The organism is Sorangium sp. So ce385, assembly GCF_051474135.1.
Taxonomy (GTDB): domain Bacteria; phylum Myxococcota_A; class Polyangia; order Polyangiales; family Polyangiaceae; genus Sorangium; species Sorangium cellulosum_D.
The window spans coordinates 2,159,195-2,179,716 of the sequence record NZ_CP150337.1 but is presented as its reverse complement, the minus strand read 5'-3'; the positions used below and the strand labels follow the sequence as shown (position 1 = coordinate 2,179,716).

Here is a 20,522-nt window from a genome sequence, read left to right as displayed (position 1 = left end):
GAGGCCGCATGCGCGCCGGAGCTCCGCTCGCGATGGCCCTCTCGCTCGCCGGCTGCGCGCGGGGCGCGGCCGGGCCGCCGCCCGAGCTCGTCACCGCGCGAGCCGCGGTCGTGCAGGCGCAGGACAACCCGCTCTCGCCGCTCGCGGTCGCCGAGCTGAAGCGGGCGGAGCAGGCGCTCGCGATCGCCGAGCGCGAGGCGCGCGAGCGCCCGCGCTCCGCCGCGGCGCGCGACGCCGCCTACGTCGCGCGGCGGCGGGCGCAGTGCTCGCTGCTCGCGTCGCTCGTGCGCGCGAACCAGAGCGCGCTCGAGCGGGCGCGGCAGACGTGGAAGACGTGGAAGACCTTCGAAGAGCGCCGCTCTCGAGGCGCGAGCGGCGGTCCTGAGCCCGCGGCGCGCGATCTCCCCCCCGCTCTCCCCGACGACGTCGACCTCGAGCCGGACGTCGATCGCGCGCGCGCACGGCCCCAGCAACCCGCCCGGTGACGCGGCCGCGACCCGCGCGGCGGCCGCGCCGTGCCCCGTGCGCTGCGCCCGCGCGCCGCCCGTGCGCTGCGCCCGCGCGCCGCCCGTGCGCTGCGCCCGCACGCCGCCCGGTGCGCAGCGCGCGCGCTGCGCCCGCGCGCCGCCCGCATCCACCGCCGAGATCGGGGCGAGCGCCGTCGCGCGCGGCTTACCGCCCCGGGCGTCAGCTCCGCCTCGGTGGAGCAGTTTCTCCTGGGACTGACCGGCTTTTGGATCCAAGATGCGCGCGGCACGCCTCCGCCGGCGGCAAAAGCGTCCCGGGGGCGGGCAGCGGTCGAAGGTCCACGATCGAAGGGACGCTCGGTCCCGCGTGCGAGGAGAGCGCGATGAAGGAAGGCGCGAACGTGATACTGGTCCCCGTCGACTTCGAGGCGGCGTCGATGAAGGCCGTCGAGCTCGCGAAGGACCTCGGCGCGAGGCTGGGGCAGAAGGTCGTGCTGCTGCACGTCTACCAGCTCCCGGTCTACACGTACCCCGGGCTGGAGCCGGCGCTGATGCCCGGGTTCCACGCCGAGGTGAGCGCCGCCGCGTCGCGCGCGGTCCAGCAGCTCTCGGCGCGGACCGGCGGGCTCGAGACGGCGCTGCGCGAGGGCGATCCCGCGACCGAGATCCTGGCCGCCGCCGAGGAGCAGCGGGCGGCGATGATCGTCATGGGGACCCACGGCCGCCGGGGGATCTCGCACCTGTTCCTCGGCAGCGTCGCCGAGCAGGTGATCCGGAAGAGCAGCGTCCCCGTGCTCACCGTGCGCGTCGCCAGCTGATCGCGCCGCGCGCGTGCGTCTCCTCTAGGGCGGCCGGCGCTGCCGCCGGCCAGGGCGCGGCGGGCTCGATCGCGCTCGACGTGAGCAAGGACCACCCTCGTACGCGGCGCACCTGCGCCGCATGGAGCTCCTCGCATGTCGACCCTGTCTGCACGCGATCTCGCGCTCCCGCCGAACCTCATGAGCCTGGCCCGGCTGCCGCTCGCGGCGCTGTTCCCGATCGTGGCCACGCGCCCCGCGCTCGCCCTCGCCGTCCTCTGCTGCGCGGGGCTCACCGACGTGCTCGACGGCTGGCTGGCCCGCCGCTCCGGTCAGGTGACCCGCACGGGGGCGATCGTCGATCCGATCGCGGACAAGGTGTTCGCGCTGGCCGTGGTCGCCACGCTGCTCCAGAGCGGCTCGCTCCCGCTCTGGGGCATCCCGGCGCTGCTCGCCCGCGAGCTCCTCGAGCTGCCGCTCGCGCTCTGGATCGCGGTGAGCCGCCGCTTCCGCGGCGCGCGCCTCTCGACCGCGAGCGCCAACATCCCCGGCAAGCTCGCCACGGCGGTGCAGTTCGGGGCGGTCTTCGCCGCGATCGCGCTCCCCGGGGCGCTGCCGGCGGCGCTCGCGGCGGCGGCGGGCGCGGGCGCGGCGGCGGGCGTCTCGTACTGGGCGCGCCAGCTCCGGCGCGCTCCCGGAGCGGCGAAGGGCCCGCCGGAGGCGGGCGCGGACGGCTAGCTCGCCTCGCCCTCCTCGCCCACCAGGCTGCCGGAGGTCCTGCCGAGCTGTCCGGCCCCCCCGCGGCGAGGTTGCGCGCGGCACGGCGCGGGCGCCCCGCCGTGGTGTAAGGTCGGCCGGGGCAGCGCGTTCTGCGCCTGTCACCGGCTCCACGCTCCGAGGAACCATGCGAAGAACGCTGCCCGCCTGGGCTCTCCTTGCCGTGCTCGCAGGCCCCGTCGCCTGCGCATCCAGCTCCAAGGCGGGCGACGCCTCGAGCCCGTCGATGTACCCCGGGAGCGCCCCGATGTACGCGGCGACGCAGGCGCCGGCCCCGCCGCCGGTGGATCCGACCACGGGGATGGAGATGTCCGCCGTGAGGATCAGCGAGGAGTCGGCGATCGACGTCGACACGTCGACGAACTCGGTCGCGCTCGCCAAGGCGGCGCCGGCGCCGGCGCCCGGGCGGGCGGCGCCCGGCCCCGCGCAGCCCGCGGCGACCAGCAGGCCGGCGCCGACGAGCCCTGCGCCGCAGCCCGGCGCGGCGCCGGCCGCCGCCGGCCCGCAGGGCGCGCAGCAGGGCGCCGCCGAGGCGAGCGCGGCGCCCGCGCCCCTCCTCGTCTACACGGCGCAGATCGCGATGGCGGTGTTCGAGGTGGGCGCGTCGCTCGGCAAGGTCGAGGAGCTCGCGCGGGACCTCGGCGGCTTCCTCGCCCGCCGCGACGACCGGGCGATCACCATCCGCGTCCCCGCCGCCCGGTTCGACGAGGCGCTGAAGCGCCTGGAGGGCCTCGGCGACGTCCTCCAGCGCAACGTGGTCGCGGAGGACGTCACCGAGGAGTTCCTCGATCTCGGGGTCCGCATCCGGAACGCGCGGGTCGTGCGCGACCGCCTGGAGAAGCTCCTCGAGAGGGCCGCGAAGGTCGAGGAGTCGATCCAGCTGGAGCGCGAGCTCGCGCGCGTCACGAGCGAGCTCGAGCGCCTCGAGGGGCGCCTCAAGTTCCTGCGCGACCGGGTCGCGTTCTCGACCCTCACCGTCTCGTTCCAGCCGCGCTCGACCGAGACCATCACCCCGTCGGGCCCGCGGCTCCCGATCGACTGGCTCAACGAGCTCGGCCTCTCGCGGCTCCTCAACCTGTGACCGGGGCGCTTCCGATGATCCACTCCCTCCGCCACGCCTTCGTCCTCATCGCCTCGCTCGCCGGCGCCGCGGCGCCGCTCGGCTGCGGCCGGCCCTTCGTGCCCGCGACCCCGCCGGGCTTCGTCGACCTCGGGGATCGCTACGGCGACGACGAGTACCGCGCGACCACCGCCGAGGGGCTGGTGCTCGGGGTCCGCGCCTTCGAGAACGATCCGGAGGGCGACCTCGCCTTCTGGTCCCGCGTGGTCGAGAAGCGGCTGCGCGAGGGCGGCGGCTACGCGCTGCTCGGCAAGGCCGACGTGAAGAGCCGGAGCGGCCTGCCGGGCGTCCAGCTGCGCTTCGGGCACGACGAGGGCAAGGAGGCGCACCTTTACTACCTCACCGTCTTCGTCGACGACGACCACGTCTTCCTCCACGAGGCAGGCGGCAAGAAGGAGCTGGTCGAGCGCCACCAGCAGCAGATCGACTGGTCCATCCGCAATTTCCTGCCCGATTGATCCGCCGCTGCCCGCGGCGGCCGCGCGGCGTTCTCGACCGGCGGCCGCCGCGCTTGCTCGCGGAAGCCCTGTTTGCTACCTGGCGGACGTGCGTTCCCGCCCCATGCTCTGCGACGCGCGGCGGCGCCGGTCGAGCCAAGCGCTGCTCCTCGCCCTCGCGGCCTCGCTGGGCAGCGGCGAGGCCCTGGCGCACGGCGAAGGAGAGAGGCCGCTCGCCACGGTGCCCGCGCCGCCGCCCGGCGACGGCGCCAAGGCGGCGCAGATCCTCCGTGAGATCGAGGGGCGCGTCGCGACGGCGCCCCCGCCCTCCGCCGGCGACGAGGCCGATGGCGGCGGCAAGGCCGAAGGCGGCGGCAAGGCCGATGGCGGCGGCAAGGCCGCCGGACGGCCGGCGAGGAACGCCGCGAAGGTGGTGGCCGAGCCGGTGGCGCAGGCGAAGCGGGCGCTCCAGCGCGCGCACGGCGCGCGCGCGGCGGGCGACGCGACGAACGCGCGGCGGCTCGACGCGGTGGCCCTCGAGTGGGCCGAGACGGCGAGGTCGGTGCTGCGCGCCGCCGCGGTGGAGGCAGCGGCGGCAGAGGCGGCGAAGCAGGCGCGCGAGGTCGAGACGAAGCTCGAGCGGGCGCGCGCGCTGCTCGAAGAGACGCAGGCGCGCCGGGGCCGCGCCGCGGCGGAGCTCGAGCGGATCGAGGCCGAGGCGCGCGAGGCGACCAAGGCGGCGACCAACGTGGAAGCGCAGCGGATCGAGGCCGGCAAGAAGGCGGCCGCCAGGGGGGCGACGCCGCGGGCGGAGCGGGCGCCCGCCGCCGCGCAGGGCGCCGGGGCCAAGGGCAGCCGGGACGCCGGCAAGGCGGCGGCGCCGGCCGGCAAGGAGAGCACGCCGTGAGCGCGCGCCGCCTCGCAGCCGTCGCCGTCGCTGGGGTGGTCCTCGCCGCGTGCGCGCCGATCCCGCGGCCCGCGGTGCTCGACGAGCTCGATCACGTCCGCGCCGGGGCGGCCGCCGCCGAGTCGAAGCGGTACGCGCCGGGCGCGTTCGCCCGGGCGGAGAAGCTCCGCAGCGACGCGCTCGCCGCGCTCGACCAGAAGGATCGCGCCGGGGCGCAGATCCTCGGCGAGCAGGCGGTCGCCGCGCACGCGCATGCGCACGCGATCTCGCGGGTGGCCCGGGCCGAGGCGGCCGAGGCCGAGGCGAAGGCGCAGCGCTCGGCCGGCGAGGCGTCCCTCGCGGGCCTCGAGGCGGAGCAGGCGCGCGTCGCGGCCGAGGTCGACGCGCTAGACATGCGGATCAAGGTCGCCCGCGACGCGCAGCCCGTGGTCCCCTCGGGCAAGGCCGACGCGGATCGCGAGAAGGCGCGCCTCGCCGCAGCGCGCTCGCTCGCGCTCCAGGCCCGCCTGCTGTGCGGCGCAGCGCGCCTCCTGACCGCGTCCCCACCGGGCGATCCGCAGCCCGACGGCGCGCAGTCCAGCGCTGCGCCGTCGGACGGCGCGCAGGCCGGCAGCACGCAGCCCAGCGCCGCGCTGTCCGCCGGCGCGCAGGCCCGCGGTGCACAACCCGGCGCCGCTCAGCCCAACACCGCGCAGGCCGGCGCCGCGCAGGCCGGCGCCGCGCAGCCCAGCGCCGCTCAGCCCAGCGCCGCTCAGCCCAACACCGCACAGCCCGGCGCCGCACAGCCCGGCGGCGCGCAGCCCGGAAGCGCCAGCCTTGCGGCGCAGCTCGACGAGGCGACCGCCGCGATCAAGAAGCTCGACGCGGATCTCGCGGAGGCGGGCGTCGCCGGCCGCGCCATCCCGGCGCCCATCGACCAGGCCTCCCGCGCGCGGGCAGGCTGCCTCGCCGCGCTGACCGCCGCCCGCCGCGCCGCCACGCCGGTGACCCGCGCGCCCGGCGCCGGCGACGCGCTGCTCGCAGAGCTCTCGGCCGCAGGCACCTGGTCGCCCGTCCGCGACGATCGCGGCATCGTGGTCACGCTCCGGGGCCTGTTCGCCGGCAACGCCCTCACGAAGGCCGGCGAGGCGCGCCTCCGCGACCTCTCGCGGGTCGCCGCCGCGCACCCCGCGTTCCCCGTGGCCGTGGTCGTGCACACGGACCGGGAGATCAGCGCCAGGGAAGAGCCCGCCTGGGCCGCGCGGGCCGATGCCGTCGTCCGCGCCCTCGATCCGGCGCAGGGCGCGAGCGCCGCCGCGGCCCCTCAGGCCCCGCGCATCGCGCCGTTCCTCGCGGGCTCCGCGGCCCCGGTCGTCGACCCGGGCGGCAGCGAGCGCGGCCGCAACGCCCGGGTCGAGATCGTCTTTGTAACCCCGGAAACCCTTTGAGGAGCGATGGTCCCGGCCGACGGAACTCCGCTCCCCGTGGAGAGTCGTTCTCGATGATGCGCTCTTCAACCCTCGCCCGAAGCGAAAACAAGCCCGTCGTGCTCACGTGTGCGCTGGTCGCCGCCCTCGCGAGCGCGTGTCAGGAGGACGGCAAGACGTCGCAGAAGCAGGCCGCGGAGCTCTGCGCCAAGCTCGCGCCGGTCGTGGCGGAGGACGTCGGCCAGGTGCGGACGGGCCTCCCCGCGGGCTCGCAGAAGCTCGCGTCGCTGATCGACACCGACCCGGGCGCGAACCTGCTCGGGCTCCAGCGGGCGATCGCGGGCGCGCGCGCCTCGGTGAAGGAGCTCGAGTTCGCGAAGGGCACCTTCTTCTCGTTCGCCGATCCGAGCGGCACGGTGCTGCGCAGCGAGGCCGATCCGGACATGCTCGCCAACCGGTCCGTCCTGGCCTCGTTCCCGGAGCTCAGGAAGGTGCTGGCGCCGGGCAGCGGGCTGGTCGAGGCGTTCGGGGAGATGCAGGAGATGCGCGGCGTCCGGAACGGCCCCGATCTCCAGTGGGTCGCGGTGCATCCGGTCAAGGCGAGCGACGGCGAGCTCAAGGGCCTCTTCGTCACGGGCTGGTCGTTCCGCGCCTACGCGTACCGGCTGCAGGAGGCGGCGAAGCGCGACATCGCCGAGATCGCCAAGCGCGACGGCCTGAAGTCGACGCCGCTGCTCTACGTCTTCGCGTGGAAGGGCGCGAAGGCCTACGGCGGGCCGGTGACGCCTGATGTCAACACCGAGGCGCTCGAGAAGCTCGACCTTCCGGCGAAGACCGCCTCGGGCCCGTGGAGCGGGACGGTCGAGATCGCCGGGCGCACCTTCGGCGCCGCGGCGCAGCGCACGCCGGAGCTCGCCGCGGACGCCGGCGTCGCCGCGCTCGTCTCGACGCTGTGAGGGCGAGCGCCGGGCGCGGGCCCTCCGGGCCGCGGCCAAGGCGCCCGGCGCGGCGGGGCCAGGGCGATCTCCCGCGATCGAGCGCTGCCGTGCTAGGCTCGCAGCTGGCTCGCGCTGCGAGCTCACCCCCATGCCGGCTTCCATCGATCAGCTTCTCAAGGTCTGCCGCGAGGTCATCGCGCCGCTCGTCCGAGCCGACGGCGGTGAGCTCTACATCGTGGCGGTCGAGCCCGACCACCTGACGCTCCACCTGGCCGGCGCATGCTCTGGCTGCCCCGGGGCCATGCTCACCGCGCGCGCGGTGATCGAGCCGGCGGTGCTCGCGGTCGCGCCGTCCGCGCGGGTCGTCGTGACGAACGGGATGCGCGTCCCCGACGGCGCCTCCCTCGTCTCGTAGGCGGTCGCCCGCTTCGGATACGGGCCCATCTCGACGTTTTCGGTGCTCGGCGTACAGAAGTACGCCTGCGCGCCGAAAACGCCGATCTGGGCCCGTCTCCTGTGCGGGCGACCGCCGCAAGCGTGGCTCTGGAGATGGGAGGGGGCGGAGGAGGAGCCCGCGGGCGGGGCTCTGGGGATGAGAGGGGGCGGAGGAGGAGCCCGCGGGAGGGGCTCCGAGGGGGAGGACCGGGGAGGGTTACTTCTTCTTGCCGGCTTTTTCGGTGGGAGGGGGGGCCGGGGGGGGCTCGTCCTTGCGGACGGCGGAGGCGACGGCGGGGTCGATGGCGTTCGCGTCGACCGGCTTGTTGGGACGCAGCGAATCGAGGCTGCTCAGCGTCACCAGGTCCTCGTAGGCGAAGGCGATCTCGCTCTCGCTGCGCTCGATCGCGCGGAAATGCGTGGCCGCGTCCTTCCAGTCGACCTCGGTGACGTAGCGGCCCTTCTCCGGCTCGGGCGGCGTCACGCGGCCAGGCACCCCGAACGCCGTCGCGAGCTTGATGACCGCCGACGGGTAGTCCTTGCCGCGCGGGTTGCCCTCGCCCAGCGCATGCTCATCGATGATCTTCCAGAGCTTGTCCTGGATGAAGAAGAAGTAACGCTTCCCGCCGTCAGCGCGGGCCAGCGTCATCATCGATTCCTTGTTGAGGTAGGTGTACTCGCCCTTGAGCGGCGTCGCGTCGATGCCCGTCGGCAGCTTGCCGAAGTCGATGCGGCTGCGGCGGAACGCGCTCTTCTCCTCGGCGAGCTCGGCGTCGAGCGCCTTCATCTTCACGCCGGGCGACGTCGCCTTGTACCGCGGCACGTACGCCTCATCGAGCATCTTGTCGATCAACGCCGCGACCTGCTTGGTGCTCATCCCCCACGCGATGCCGGCAGGGGTCAGCGCGATCGTCTTCTTCGTCGCCGGCGGCTCGGCAGGCCGGGCAGGGGCCGCGGCCGGCGCCCCGCTCTTCCCCCTCTTCGGCTGGGCAGCCACCACGGTCGTGCTCGTGATCGCCGCAAGGCCCAGCCCAACGGCCAACGCTGCTCCCAGGAGCCTCTTCGCTTTCATGTTCTTCCTCCAGCCGGCGCAGGCCCTGTCCCTGCGCGCTCTGCAATCGCAAAAGTTAGGAACCCAGCCCGGCAAGCCCGGGAACGCTAGCACCTGCGGTAGGACAGGAGAATAGGATCCCCGCCGACCGGGGCCGCCCGCTGACGTTGGACGGCGGCTCGGCCCCGTCGATGGAAGCCGTGAAACCGGTGAAGGACGAACACAGGACGACGAGACGATTCAACGCTGGGCGCACGAAGCACCGCGCGCCGCGCAGGGCGAACGCCGAGGAAAAAACGGCCTCAACAGCGCTTGTGGCCGATGTGTGCGGGGTCCTGACAGGGGCGAGCCGACGTGCTACGAGCTCCGGTCCCAAGGATGATTTCCGCCACCGGTGCTGCTCCGCTTCGCCTCGCGCTCGCCGCGCTGGCGACCGTTGGCCCCGCCGGCGGCTGCGTCGCCGACCAGGAGCGCGCCGCGGCGTCCGCCGACACGCTGGGCGGGGCGCCCGCGTGGGAGGGGCACGCGCGCGAGGTCTTCGACGACAACATCGAGCCCGCCGCCGTGGGCTTCTTCCTGGACGGCCCGTCCCCCAGGTCCGACCCGTTCCTCCGCGAGAGGGCGCAGACGGCCGACGTGGTCGCGCGGGTCCGCGTGAGCACGGTGACCGTCGACTCGATCGGAGACCAGAGCACCTATCACCTCGGGATCCAGGTCGGCTACCCTCCCCTGGCAACACCCCGGGTGCCGGATCGGACGTTCGAGCTCCACATCCGCCCGCAGAGCCGCGCGTTCGCCATCGCCAAGGCGATCGACGCGCGGCTCCGAGGGCTCACCTTCATCGCCTTCATCCGGCGCTTCGCCGGCGTGGACGGCGAGCCGGAGATCCACTGGCACCTTTCACCTGATACAGCGGAGGTCGCCGCGGCCGTCAAGGAGGCCGTCGTCCTCGGGGAGCTGTCTGCGCCGTGAGCAATGTGAGCATCAAGACGGTCAAGGAAGTCGACGCCCTCCGGGTGGCCTGCCAGATGGCGGCCGAGACGCTCCTCGGGGTGGGCGAGATGATCCGCGCCGGCATCACCACCGAGGACATCAACACCTTCGTCCACGAGGACACCATCCGCCGCGGCGGCTACCCCGCGCCGCTCAACTACCACGGGTTCCCGAAGAGCGTCTGCACCTCGATCAACGAGGTGGTCTGCCACGGCATCCCGTGCGACCGCGTCCTCGAGCCGGGCGACATCATCAACGTGGACGTCACCACCATCTACAACGGCTTCTACGGGGACACGTCCGCGACCTTCTACATCGGCAAGCCGTCGCCGGAGGCCAAGCACGTGACCGAGGTGTCGCGGCGCAGCCTGCAGCTCGGCATCGCGCAGGTCCGGGACGGGGCGCGCCTCGGCGACATCGGGGCAGCCATCCAGGAGTTCGCCGAGGCCGAGGGCTGCTCGGTGGTGAGGGCCTTCGTCGGCCACGGCATCGGGCGGCGCTTCCACGAGGCGCCGCAGGTCTCGCACGTGGGCAAGTACGGCAGCGGCGCCCGGCTCCGCGCCGGCATGTGCTTCACGATCGAGCCGATGATCAACCTCGGCACGTACGAGGTCGAGATCCAGGAGGACAAGTGGACCGCGCTGACGGCCGACCGCTCGCTGTCGGCGCAGTTCGAGCACACCATCGTGGTCACGAGGACCGGCTGCGAGGTGCTGACCCGGCGGAGCAAGCCGCTCGCGAACAGCGAGATCTTCCCGGATCCGTTCGCCGTCTCCGAGGCGCGGGCGCTCTGAGGCGCGCGCCGGCGCGGCGCGAAGGTGGGGCGCGCCGCGCCGTGAGAACATAGGGCGCGCCGCGCGCCGGCCGGCCCCGGCCAGAGGGCCGAGGTGGGCCGGCGCCGACGACTGGAAACCGAGTTTTCTCGACCGATCGGCCGAGGATTAGGGGTAGAAGCAGGGCATGGCCTTGGACGAAGCGTCGCGTGCCAGAATCGCGCCGTATGTGTCGAGCCTGACGGCTGACGTCTTCTCGCTGTCGGGTCTGCCGGAAGAAGTCATCGCCGTCCTGTTCGCGTACTACTCGCGCAGCCGCGACGATCTGCGCACCAACCTGGCGCGCCTGCTCGGCGACGAGGAGCTCGACGTGGCCCCCGGCGCCGACGACCGGCCGCACCGGGGGCTCGCGTTCGCGTCGGACAAGGCGCGGAGCTTCCACGAGAAGTGGGTCGTCGGCTACGGCCACGCGTCGGTCGCAGAGCACGCCGTGGTGCACCTCGCGATCGAGAACGTGAGCATCGTCGCCTCCAAGGTGATCGAGGACCTCCGGCTCGGCTCCTACACGGAGAAGAGCACGCGCTACGTCGTCTTCGATCAGCACTCGTTCGTCGACCTGCCGGAGCTCGACCCGGAGCACGGCGCGAGGTACCGGGCCGCGAGCGAGCGGCTCTTCGCGACCTACCTCGACCTGGTGCCGAAGGTGACCGAGCGGCTGAGCGCGCGCGAGCCGAAGCCCGAGAAGATGTCGGACGCGGCCTACCGGGGCGCGCTGCGCGCGCAGGCGTGCGATCTCCTGCGCGGGCTCCTGCCGGCGGGGACGCGGACGAACATCGGCCTCACCGCGAACGCGCGGGCGCTCGAGATCCTGCTCACGAAGATGCTGTCGCACCCGCTCGAGGAGGTGCGCAGGGTCGCCCGCGACATGCACGCGGCGGCGCTCGCCGTGACCCCGACGCTGGTGAAGTACGCCGCGCCGAACGAGCTCCGGAAGGGGCTGCAAGCCACCGTCGCCGAGGCGATGAAGCGCGTCTACACGCCGCCGGAGGAGGGCGTGAGCGCGACGATGGTGATCAACCAGCCCGTCCGGCTCGTGCGCTACGACAAGGACGCGCTGGAGCGCATCGCGCTGGCGCTCGCGTACGAGGGCAGCGACCCGGGCGTGCACGCCTACAACCTCGGCGACGCGCTCCGCCGGGCGACGCTGCCTGAGCTCATCGCCATCGCGCAGGCGGCGTGCGCGAAGCGCGGCCCGTACGACGCGCCGCCGCGCGCGTTCGAGGCGTCGACGATGACCTTCGAGCTGATGCTCGACTACGGCGCGTACCGCGACCTGCAGCGCCACCGGATGCTGACGCCCGCGACGCAGCGGCTCACCTGCCGGCTCGGCTTCGAGACGCCGCAGGCCCTGTCGGACCTCGGCCACGCCGAGGCCTACCAGGACGCGATGCTCGCCGCGCGCGACGCCTGGCACGCGATGGAGGAGCGCTACCCCCTGGAGGCGCAGTACGCGGTGCCGCTCGGCTTCCGCGTGAGGACCCTGTGGACGCTGAACCTGCGCGAGCTCTTCCACGTGATCGAGCTCCGCTCGGCGAAGCAGGGGCACACGAGCTACCGGCGCATCGCCCAGGGGCTGTACCGCACCGCCATCACGGTGCACCCGTGGCTCAAGGACATGATCCGCGTCGATCTGAACGACTACGCGCTCGCGCGGAGCTGATCCGCGCCTTGGGTACGCCGTCGCAGAGCGGCGGTCACCCGCACAGGAGACGGGCCCAGATCGGCGTTTTCGGCGCGCAAGCGCACTCCGGTGCGCTGAGCACCGAAAACGTCGAGGTGGGCCCGTATCCGAAGCGGGTGCCCGCCGCTCAGAGGCGCGCCGCTTCGATGAGCTCCGTCGCGGCCCTGAGCGACGCGCCGGTGACCTTCGCGCCCGACAGCATGCGCGCCACCTCGGCGATGCGATCCTTCTTGTCGACGCGCGTCACCGAGCTCTTCGCGATGCCGCCCGCGTTCTCCTTGGCGACCACGAAGTGCGCGCTGGCGAACGCCGCGATGGGCGCGAGGTGCGTGATGCAGAGCACCTGGTGGTGGCGCGCCACGTCGCCGATCGCGCGCCCGATCTTGTCGGCGACGGCCCCGCCGACGCCGCTGTCGACCTCGTCGAAGACGTAGAGCCCCGCCGGCCCGCACTCCGCGAGCACGCGCTTGAGCGCGAGCAGCGCGCGCGACAGCTCGCCGCCCGAGGCGATGCGGCGCAGCGGGCGAGGCTCGATCCCCTTGTTGGGCGAGATGAGGAACTCGACGCGGTCGATGCCGTCCTGGCCGAGGCGGGCGCCGTCGACCACCAGCTCGGCGCGGTCGCCGCCGTGCGGCTCGATGTCCACGACCACCCGCGCGCCGCCCATGCCGAGGTCGGCGAGCTCCGCCGAGATCGCGGCGCCGAGCTTCTCGCCGGCCTTCCGCCGCTTCGCCGAGAGCTTGCGGGCGCGCTCGGCGGCGACGGCGAGCAGCGCGTCGCGCCGCCGCTCGAGCTCCGCGACGTGGCTCTCGACCCCCGCGAGGTGCTCCAGCTCGGCCGCGAGGCGCGCCCGCGCGGCGAGCACGTCGTCGAGCGTGGGGCCGTGCTGCCGGAGCAGGCCCTCGAGGCGGTACATGCGGTCCTCGATCTCGGAGAGGCGATCCGGATCGGCCTCCGCGCGCTCGGCGTAGCGGGCGATCTGGCGGGCCGCCTCGCTGAGCTCCGTCCAGCAGCCGTCGACGGCGCGGGCGACATCGTCGAGCGCGGGATCGATCTCCGCGGCGGCCCGGAGCTCCGAGGCGAGGCGCGCGAGCTCGTCGCACATCGCGTCGTCCCCTTGATCGAGGCGGGACGCCGCGCGCCGCGTGATGTCGTGCAGGCGGCCCGCGTGGCGGAGCCGGTTGCGCTCGGCGGCGAGGTCGGCGAGCTCGCCGGGGCGCGGCGAGAGCGCGTCGATGGCCTGGAGCTGGAAGGAGAGGAACGCCTCGCGCTCGCCGCGGCCGCGCTCCAGATCGCGGGCGGCCCTGAGCTGGGCGGTGAGCGCCTCGAGCTCGCCGACGTCCGCCGCGAGCTCGCTGCGCGCCGGCACCAGGCGGCCGAAGCGATCGAGGTAGCCGAGGTGCGTCGACGGATCGGTGAGCGCGACGCTCTCGTGCTGCGAGGCGACGTCGGCGAGCTCCGGGGCGAACGCCTGGAGCTCGCCCGCGGTGCAGAGGCGGCCGTTCAGGTAGGCGCGCGAGCGGCCGGTCGCCTGGACGACGCGGCGGATCACGAGCTCGCCGTCGCTCGCGATGCCGGCGGCGTCGAGCATCGCCATCGCGCGATCCGAGCTGCGCACGTCGAAGAGCGCCTCGATCTCGGCCTCGTCGGCGCCGGGGCGGACCTGCTCCGCGCTCGCGCGGCCGCCGAGGACCAGCGAGAGCGCGCCCACGACGATCGACTTGCCCGCGCCCGTCTCGCCGGTGAGCACGTTGAAGCCAGGCTCGAGCCGGAGCTCGAGGGCATCCATCAGAATGAAGTTCTTGACCCGAAGGGCGACCAGCACAGCGGCGGGAGGATAGGAAGCTTTCGGCCCGTCGTCAGCGGATCTTCACCTGCTTCATGACGGTGACCGGGATGCCCTCGAAGGGCGGCACCGTGGCGCTGCGGAACGCGGCGGCGATGCACGCGGCGGTGGCGGTCCCGACGAGGTCGCCCCCTTCCACGCGGGCCGACATGGTCTTGCCCGAGGGGGCAAAGGTGACGGCCACGCGGGCCGTGCCCGTGAGCCCCTCGCCCGTGCACCCGGCGGCGGCGGCGGCCGCGGACGCGAGCGCGCTCGTCGCCGCGCTCTGATCGAAGCGGGCCGGCTCATCTCTCGCCGGCAGGAGCGCCGAGGTCGCCGGCGGCTGCTTGGCCGCCGGCTTCGCGCGCTCGGGCGCGCTCGGCGCCGCGGCCCGGGCCGGCCTCTCGGCCGCCTGAGACCCCTCGCCGGCCTGCGGGCCGGCGACCGCCGCCGGCGCAGCGGCCGTCGGCGCAGCGGCCGTCGGCGCAGCGGCCGTCGGCGCAGCGGCGGGCGCGGCGCTCGGCAAAGGCGCCGGCCCGGGCGCAATGCCCGCCTGCGCCGGCTCGGACGGCGGCGGCGCGGCTGGCTCGCCCGTCGGGCCGGACGCGGCGGATGCGGCCGGCGCCTCGACGGCGACGCCGGGGGCGGCGGACGGCGAATCCGCGACCGGCTCGTCGTCGAGGGACGGCTCCCGGTCGGTGGCCTGATCGGCGGGGGCAGGCGCGGCGGGCGGCGGCGCCACCTCGGGCGGAGCCGCCGCCTCCGGCGGAGCCGCGGCGAGCGCGCCGCTGCTGCTCGCCGGCGCGGCGTGATCCGCCGCGGCGCTGGACGAGCGGCCACGGGCCTGCGCCAGGTACAGCGCCGCGCCGAACACGATGAAGACCACGGTCACCCAGCCGGCGATCGCCAGGTACTGGCGCGCAGCCGGCGTCGAGAAAACGCGCAGGAGAGGGCCGGCGGCGCTCGAGGTGCGCGGCGGCGCCTCTTCCCCGGAGTCCTCGGCAGACGTATGCCCCTCGACGGCGACGAGGTCGGGCTCGACGGGCTGCGCCGGGAACGACGGGGACGAGCTGCGCGCAGCGGCGGCTCCCTCGAACAGCCCGCCGTTGATGCTCAGGATCTCCTCGTCGGCCCGGTCCTCGTTGCGGCGCGCCTCGTCCTCCGCGCCGGGCGGCGGCGCCATGCTGCGGAGGTCGATCAGGCCCGAGTCCTCCTTGCGACCGGCGCGCCCACGAAGGTCGGTCTGGCTGATCCGGTCGCCCGCCGAGCGGGCGGTCGCCCTGGGGGCGCTGCTCGCGCGCGCCGGCGGCTCGCGCGAGGGACGCTCGTCGCCCCCCTGCTCGCGCAGCCCTTCCGCGGCGCCCTGGGCCCCGGACGCCCTCGGCCTGCCCCGCTCCCGCCGCGATGCCTCGGCAGCATGCGCCGGGCCGGCGGCCGGCGGCGGGCTCGGGAACGGCGGCGGGCCCGCGGTCGGCGTCGGGCTCGGAAGCGGCGGCGGGCCCGCGGTCGGCCGGGGGCTCGGGAACGGCGGCGGGCCCGCGGCCGGCGATGGCGCGAGCGACCCCAGCAGGGCCAGATCCGCCGGAGAGGCGTCGGCGGGCGCCGCGGGGCCCGGGCCCGACCGGGCGCGGCGCGTGGACGGCAGGGGCTGCGGGGCGAGCGCCGCCATGGCCTGCACGTCCTGGAGGCGGAGCTCGGGCGACGAGCGGTGCGACGAGGGCCGGCCCTCGTCGATCGACAGCGGCGCCGGGGGCAGCTCGGACAGCGGCGCCGGCGGCATCTCGGACGGCGGCGCCACGGGCCGCGGGGAGGCGCCCGCGCGCGGGGCCGCGGCGGACCGCGGTCGCATCGCCGCCGGCGCGGCCGTGATGCGGTGCTCGCGCCGCGCCGGCGGGCGGACCGGGACCGGCGTCCGCGGGACGGTGCGCGGCCTCGGGGGCGCCTCGGGCGCTGGCGCGGGCTGGCTCGCGCGCTCGTCCTCGGCGGTGTCCGCACCGAAGGAGAGCGAGGGCGGCTCGACCCCGGGAGAGAGCATCTGCGCGAGGTCCTGGATCGAGACGGGATCGGAGTCGGCAGGAGGGAGCGCGGACGGGCTCCGGCTGGGCGCCGGCGGCGCCGCGACGCTGCGGCGCGCGTCGTCCCAGGAGACGCCGGCGAACGTGCGAGGTCGCATCTGGACCTCGCGCCGCCCCAGCCCGCCGTCCGGCGTCACCACCGCGTGCTCGAGCGAGGCCTCCGCCGCCGCGTCGAGCGCGTCCAGCGCGTGCGGCCTCGGGCTCGACGCCGGCGCGTCCTCCAGCTCCTGCTGCGCGATCCGCTCCGCGAGCGTGAGCCCTCGCCGCCGCGGGGGGGGCGCCGACGCCACCGACGCCGCGCGCCGCTCCGGGTCGCGCGCGGGCGCCGCCCTGCGCTGGATGCCCGCGCCCGGGAGCGTCGTCTCGGCGTCCAGCAGGTCGCTGGACAGCGCGGGCTCCCGCTCGAGCGCGCGCCCGGACGACGGCTTCGCCCGCTCCGGATCGCTCGGCGGCTCGCGCCGGTCGCGCCCGCTCGCGGAGCTCGGAACGACCGAGGGGGACGACCGCGGCTCACCCCGGTCGGACGCCGACTGCTTGCTCTGCATGCGGCACGATTTGCAGACAAACGGCAGCGACGGACGCATCTCGCGTCCTACCCCGATCTCCACGTAAGCCCTGCAGACAGAGCAGGCGAGTTGCACCTTGATGAAGAGAATCGCGCAGCTCGTCTGGGCGCGCAATCTTCTTGGCAATTGACCGGGGCGGCCGCCCTCGGGCTCGCCCGCTCCGCTCCGCGGGACTCCCCCGTCACCCGGACCTTCGCGGGGCTCGGCCCTCAGCCGGAGGGTGTTCCGGCGCGCACGGGGAGCGGCGCGGGGGCGCGCACCCAGCGCTGCTCCAGCCACGCCAGCGAGACCGGCGCGCTCCGCAGGGCCGCGTCGACGGCCCGGGCGACCGGATCGGGGGCGGGCGGCGACCCGGGAGCGCGCGTCGACAGGATCCAGTTCGACAGCTCGTAGTGGTGGAGGAGCGGGGCGAAGCGGTGCGCGTCGAAGCCGGAGAGGATCTCGGCCGCGCGGCTCAGGCGATCGCAGGGCAGGAGCGCGGTGGTCACGTCGAAGAGCAGGGCGCGGAGGTCCTCGAAGGCGCGCTCCGGATCCGCGGACACGCTCTCCAGGAGCGCCTCGAAGCCGTCGTCGGAGAGCCCGGCCGCCTCGGCCGCCTCGGCCATCGCCGGCACCTGCGTGGCCAGGAACTCGGCGTTCGGCGCGTGCCCGAGGAGGCGCCCGACGAGGTACAGATCGAAGGCGCTCGCGATGGCCTCGGCGAGCAGGAGCGCCTCCGCGCTGGGCGGAGCGCCGGCGCTCGTGGCCGTGAGGGCGCGGTGGGCGAGGTGGTGCCACGCGACGTGCGCGACCACGTCCGCGGCGAGGTGATCGCTGGCGATCAGGTCGCCCTGCTCGCTCTGGCTCCAGAACGTCAGGTTCAGGAAGACGACCCGATCCCAGCTCGCCTCGCCCTCCGGCACCCGGAAGCGGTACCCGTCGCGCCGGAGCACCTGCTTCAGATCGTCGTAGAGCGCGACGTGCCGGAAAGAGCGCTCGTCGTCGATGGTGAGCTCGTCCAGGGTCAGGCTTCGCAGCTTCACGCGGCGACCTTAGACCCGGATCGTTCCATCAGCCACAGCGGAGGCCAGGAAGAACCCGGAGAGCCCGCGTGTTTGGGGCTGGAGCCGGGTTTTTCCCGACCAGCGCGCACGTTCCCGCCCATGGCCGGTGTTGCAAGCGCCGCCGGCTTAGGCATGATGCGCCCGTTCCTGCGCCAGCCGAGGAGGCACACCGAATGATTTCCGTCAGGTCTCTCTGTTCCATCGCGCTCGTGCTCGTCGCCAGCGGGGTCGCCGGCTGCAAGGAGGACCCGCCTCCCCCCCAGCCGGAGCAGCCGGCAAGCTCCGCGGCGGCGAACAAGGGCAAGAACCTGCGGACGCCCGTGTCGCCGATCGCGAAGGTCGACCCGCAGTCGATGAAGGAGTACCGCGTCGACGTCTGCTACTTCGGGACGCTCTCGCTGAAACAGGCCCGCGACGCGTACCTCGCGAGCCTCGGCAAGGACGAGCCCAGCGAGAAGAAGATCCCGAAGTTCGGCACCGAGGACCAGGCGAAGGCCGGCGACGCCCCGAAGGGCTTGCTCCCCGCCAAGCCGCCCGTGCCCGGCGCGGCCGCGGCCGCGGCGTCCGGCAGCGCAGCCGCCGGCTCCGCCAAGGCCGGGCCGACGCCGCCCGGCAAGGACGACCGCCGGCCGTTCAACTTCAGCGCGCGCGCCCCGCACGAGCGCAACGCGCGGGCCTGCACCGTCGCCCTCAGCCTCAAGGAGCCGGCCATGCCGGACGTCGACGCGGCGCTCGCCGAGTACGCGCCGTTCGCGACCGAGCTCGCGAAGAACATCGCCACGGCGGCCAACTACTACCAGCGCGAGGAGTACAAGAAGGACAGCTTCGCGAAGGGCAAGGAGCTCCACGCGAAGCTCATCGCCGACTTCCAGAAGCTCGACGCGCACTCCGACAAGCTCGGCCTCGCGGTGTCGGCGTGGCACTCGTCCCACCTGCCCGACCTCTCGAAGGCGGAGGAGGGCCAGAAGGCGGCGATCACGGCCCTCGAGGACGCGCGCGCGCTCATGGTGATCCTCGCCAGCAAGAACGTCGACCCGGCGGCGGCGAAGACCGCGCTCCAGAAGGTGGAGACGTCGACGGCGGCGCTCAAGACCCACGGCACGAGCCATCAGACCGACCCGTGGGCCAAGATCATGACCCCGGCGCTCGAGGGCTTCATCCGCGACGTGAAGGCGGCCGAGCCGAAGCTGACCGATCAGGGGATCTCCTCCCCCGCCCTGTTCTTGCCGGTCGTCACGAGCTTCGTGTCGGTGGTCGAGGGGAAGCACCGGGCGCTCTCGCGCTCGCTCATGGCGAAGGGCCAGGCGGCGACGCGCGAGGCCGCCGGGGCCGCGCAGCCGGCGGCGCCCGCCGCGCCCGCCGCGCCCGCCGCCGAGCCGGAGAAGGAGTAGCGCGCCCCGGGCGGCGCTCCCCGGAAGGGAGGCGCGCCCGCGGCCGCTGATCGCGCCGCGCCCCCCGCCGGGGGCGCGGGCGCGATCAGAACGGGCGGCCGGTGCGGCGGGAGATGGCGAGGCGATAGAGGGCCTCGTACTGCCGCGCCGCCTGCGCCCAGCCGGAGTTCTTCTTCATCGCCCGCAGCTGCATCGTCCGGAAGTAGGCCGGGTCGGCGCGGTAGAGGTGCACCGCCCAGGCGACGGTGTTCCCGAGCGCCATCGACGACATCTCCTCGAACTTGAAGCCCGTGACGTTGTTCTCGACCGTGTCGTCGAGGCCGCCGACGGCGCGCACGACCGGCAGCGTCCCGTAGCGCTGGCTGTAGAGCTGGTTCAGGCCGCAGGGCTCGTAGCGCGACGGCATGAGGAAGAGGTCGGAGCCCGCCTCGATGCGGTGGGCGAGCCCCTCGTTCATGCCCACGTAGACGCGGAAGCGGTCGCTCGAGCCGGCGATCCGCGAGAAGAGGTCCTCGGCCCAGCGCTCGCCGGAGCCGAGGACCACGAGCTGGACGTCGAGCGAGAGGATGTGGTCGAGCGCGCCCGCGAGGATGTCGATCCCCTTCTGGGTCGCCAGGCGGCTGATGAGCCCGAGGAGCGGGACGTCGGGGCGCTCCTCGAGGCCCATCTCGCGCTGGAGCGCCGCCTTGCACAGCCGCTTGCCGCTCAGGTCCTCGGCCGAGTACGTCGCCGCGATGTGGGGGTCGGTCGCGGGGTTCCAGATCGAATCGTCGATGCCGTTGAGGATGCCGATCACGTCGGTGCCGCGATCCCGGAGCACGCCGTCGAGCCCCTCGCCGCCCTCCCACGTCTGGATCTCCTGCGCGTACCTGGGCGAGACCGTGGAGACGAGCGTGGCGTTGTAGATGCCGGCCTTGAGCAGGTTGATGCTGTCGTACGCCTCCAGGCAGAACCTGTGGAACTGATCCCAGCCGAGCCCCGTCGTGGGGAGCTGGTGCTTGTTGAACCACCCCTGGTAGCCGAGGTTGTGGATCGTCAGCACCGACGCGGCGCGCGCGAGCGGCGATCGGTGCTCGAGGACGTTGAGGTAGAGCGGGACCAGGGAGGTCTGCCAGTCGTGGACGTGGACGACGTCCGGCCAGAAGCCGAGCGCGTGGCACAGCTGCAGCGCGCCGCGCGACAGGAGCGCGTAGCGGGCGAGGTTGTCGCCGAACTCGCCGTGCGCGTCCCCGTAGATGCCGTCGCGATCGTAGAGCACGTCGTGCTCGAGCAGGTACGCGCGGGGCGCGGGCGCGCCGGGGGTCTCGGGATCGAGGCGCGTCTCCCAGACGGCGGTCCACGCCTCGCCCGTGCCGAGCGGGATGCCGAGCGGCTCCGGCAGCCGGCGCGGCATGAAGCGCTCCGCCGGAGCCGGCGCGTCCCCGCCCTGCGGAGCGGCGAGCGCCGGCGCGTCGGCCGGCGCGGCGGCCGCCGGCGCGGCCTCCGCCGGGGGAGCGACCTCGGCAACGTCGGCCGACGGGCCGGCGGCCGCCGCGGCCACCGCCGGCGCGGCGACCGCCGCGCTGCCCCGAGCCTGCTGCTCGGCGCGCTCGATCTGGCGGGCGAGGTAACGCTTGGCGCCCCGGTAGGCCGGCATCACGACGCGCACGTCGTGGCCCGCCGCGGCGAGCGCGATCGGCAGCGCGCCCGCCACGTCGGCGAGGCCGCCGGTCTTGCTGAAGGGGACGCATTCGGACACCACGAAGAGAATTTTCATGCGCGGCATGGACATGGGAGGGGG

General features: G+C 74.7%; 18 protein-coding genes. 13 read left to right on the top strand and 5 right to left on the bottom strand.

The genetic code is table 11. The features are described from left to right. Nucleotides 1-8: 8 nt before the first annotated feature. The 9 genes from WME83_RS08010 (at nt 9) to WME83_RS07970 (ending at nt 7,264) form a co-directional block, all read left to right on the top strand. A complete protein-coding gene (locus WME83_RS08010; RefSeq protein WP_437318664.1) occupies nt 9-485 on the top strand; it encodes a hypothetical protein in 477 nt (158 codons plus the stop codon). A 365-nt stretch (nt 486-850) separates the two neighbouring features. Then, complete coding sequence (locus tag WME83_RS08005; protein WP_437318663.1) at nt 851-1,285, top strand: universal stress protein; 435 nt, start codon at nt 851-853, stop codon at nt 1,283-1,285. A 135-nt stretch (nt 1,286-1,420) separates the two neighbouring features. Next, nucleotides 1,421-2,002: a CDP-alcohol phosphatidyltransferase family protein gene (locus WME83_RS08000; protein ID WP_437318662.1), complete on the top strand. Its 582-nt coding sequence runs from the start codon at nt 1,421-1,423 to the stop codon at nt 2,000-2,002. 166 nt (nt 2,003-2,168) lie between these two features. Beyond that, nucleotides 2,169-3,122 (top strand): DUF4349 domain-containing protein, encoded by a 954-nt coding sequence (locus WME83_RS07995; protein ID WP_437318661.1) that lies wholly within the window; start codon nt 2,169-2,171, stop codon nt 3,120-3,122. Between the two features lie 14 nt (nt 3,123-3,136). Further along, nucleotides 3,137-3,619: a hypothetical protein gene (locus WME83_RS07990; protein WP_044987738.1), complete on the top strand. Its 483-nt coding sequence runs from the start codon at nt 3,137-3,139 to the stop codon at nt 3,617-3,619. Nucleotides 3,620-3,707: 88 nt separating this feature from the next. Next, nucleotides 3,708-4,505, top strand: coding sequence for a hypothetical protein (locus tag WME83_RS07985; RefSeq protein ID WP_437318660.1), 798 nt, complete (start codon nt 3,708-3,710; stop codon nt 4,503-4,505). Continuing rightward, complete coding sequence (locus WME83_RS07980) at nt 4,502-5,932, top strand: hypothetical protein (protein WP_437318659.1); 1,431 nt, start codon at nt 4,502-4,504, stop codon at nt 5,930-5,932. Before WME83_RS07985 ends, WME83_RS07980 begins: the two co-directional genes overlap by 4 nt. A 98-nt stretch (nt 5,933-6,030) precedes the next feature. Then, nucleotides 6,031-6,867, top strand: a complete 837-nt coding sequence (locus WME83_RS07975; RefSeq protein ID WP_437318658.1) for a hypothetical protein — start codon at nt 6,031-6,033, stop codon at nt 6,865-6,867. Between the two features lie 130 nt (nt 6,868-6,997). After that, nucleotides 6,998-7,264: a NifU family protein gene (locus WME83_RS07970; protein ID WP_437318657.1), complete on the top strand. Its 267-nt coding sequence runs from the start codon at nt 6,998-7,000 to the stop codon at nt 7,262-7,264. 237 nt (nt 7,265-7,501) lie between these two features. Here WME83_RS07970 and WME83_RS07965 read toward each other — a convergent pair whose 3' ends face one another. Continuing rightward, complete coding sequence (locus WME83_RS07965) at nt 7,502-8,356, bottom strand: hypothetical protein (RefSeq protein ID WP_437318656.1); 855 nt, start codon at nt 8,354-8,356, stop codon at nt 7,502-7,504. A 357-nt stretch (nt 8,357-8,713) separates the two neighbouring features. Here WME83_RS07965 and WME83_RS07960 point away from each other — a divergent pair, with 357 nt between their 5' ends. The 3 genes from WME83_RS07960 to WME83_RS07950 all read left to right on the top strand — a co-directional run bounded on the left by WME83_RS07960 (nt 8,714) and on the right by WME83_RS07950 (nt 11,821). Continuing rightward, nucleotides 8,714-9,307, top strand: coding sequence for a cobalamin ABC transporter substrate-binding protein (locus WME83_RS07960; protein WP_437318655.1), 594 nt, complete (start codon nt 8,714-8,716; stop codon nt 9,305-9,307). Continuing rightward, nucleotides 9,304-10,122 carry a type I methionyl aminopeptidase gene (gene map / locus WME83_RS07955; RefSeq protein ID WP_437318654.1) on the top strand — a complete coding sequence of 273 codons (819 nt, stop codon included), beginning with the start codon at nt 9,304-9,306 and terminating at the stop codon, nt 10,120-10,122. Before WME83_RS07960 ends, map begins: the two co-directional genes overlap by 4 nt. Before the next feature lie 208 nt (nt 10,123-10,330). Continuing rightward, nucleotides 10,331-11,821 (top strand): FAD-dependent thymidylate synthase, encoded by a 1,491-nt coding sequence (locus tag WME83_RS07950; RefSeq protein WP_437318653.1) that lies wholly within the window; start codon nt 10,331-10,333, stop codon nt 11,819-11,821. A 148-nt stretch (nt 11,822-11,969) separates the two neighbouring features. Here the strand turns inward: WME83_RS07950 and recN are convergent, their stop codons facing one another. From recN to WME83_RS07935, 3 genes are all read right to left on the bottom strand, one after another. Beyond that, nucleotides 11,970-13,667, bottom strand: a complete 1,698-nt coding sequence (gene recN, locus WME83_RS07945) for a DNA repair protein RecN (protein WP_437318652.1) — start codon at nt 13,665-13,667, stop codon at nt 11,970-11,972. Nucleotides 13,668-13,701: 34 nt separating this feature from the next. Further along, nucleotides 13,702-16,287 (bottom strand): hypothetical protein, encoded by a 2,586-nt coding sequence (locus WME83_RS07940; RefSeq protein ID WP_437318651.1) that lies wholly within the window; start codon nt 16,285-16,287, stop codon nt 13,702-13,704. 230 nt (nt 16,288-16,517) lie between these two features. Further along, nucleotides 16,518-17,330, bottom strand: coding sequence for a hypothetical protein (locus tag WME83_RS07935; protein WP_437318650.1), 813 nt, complete (start codon nt 17,328-17,330; stop codon nt 16,518-16,520). 194 nt (nt 17,331-17,524) lie between these two features. Here WME83_RS07935 and WME83_RS07930 point away from each other — a divergent pair, with 194 nt between their 5' ends. Beyond that, the gene (locus WME83_RS07930) at nt 17,525-18,742 is read left to right on the top strand and encodes a DUF3829 domain-containing protein (RefSeq protein ID WP_437318649.1); all 1,218 of its coding nucleotides are present in this window, start codon (nt 17,525-17,527) and stop codon (nt 18,740-18,742) included. A gap of 85 nt (nt 18,743-18,827) precedes the next feature. Here WME83_RS07930 and WME83_RS07925 read toward each other — a convergent pair whose 3' ends face one another. Then, nucleotides 18,828-20,507, bottom strand: coding sequence for a glycogen synthase (locus WME83_RS07925; RefSeq protein WP_437318648.1), 1,680 nt, complete (start codon nt 20,505-20,507; stop codon nt 18,828-18,830). Nucleotides 20,508-20,522: the final 15 nt, after the last annotated feature.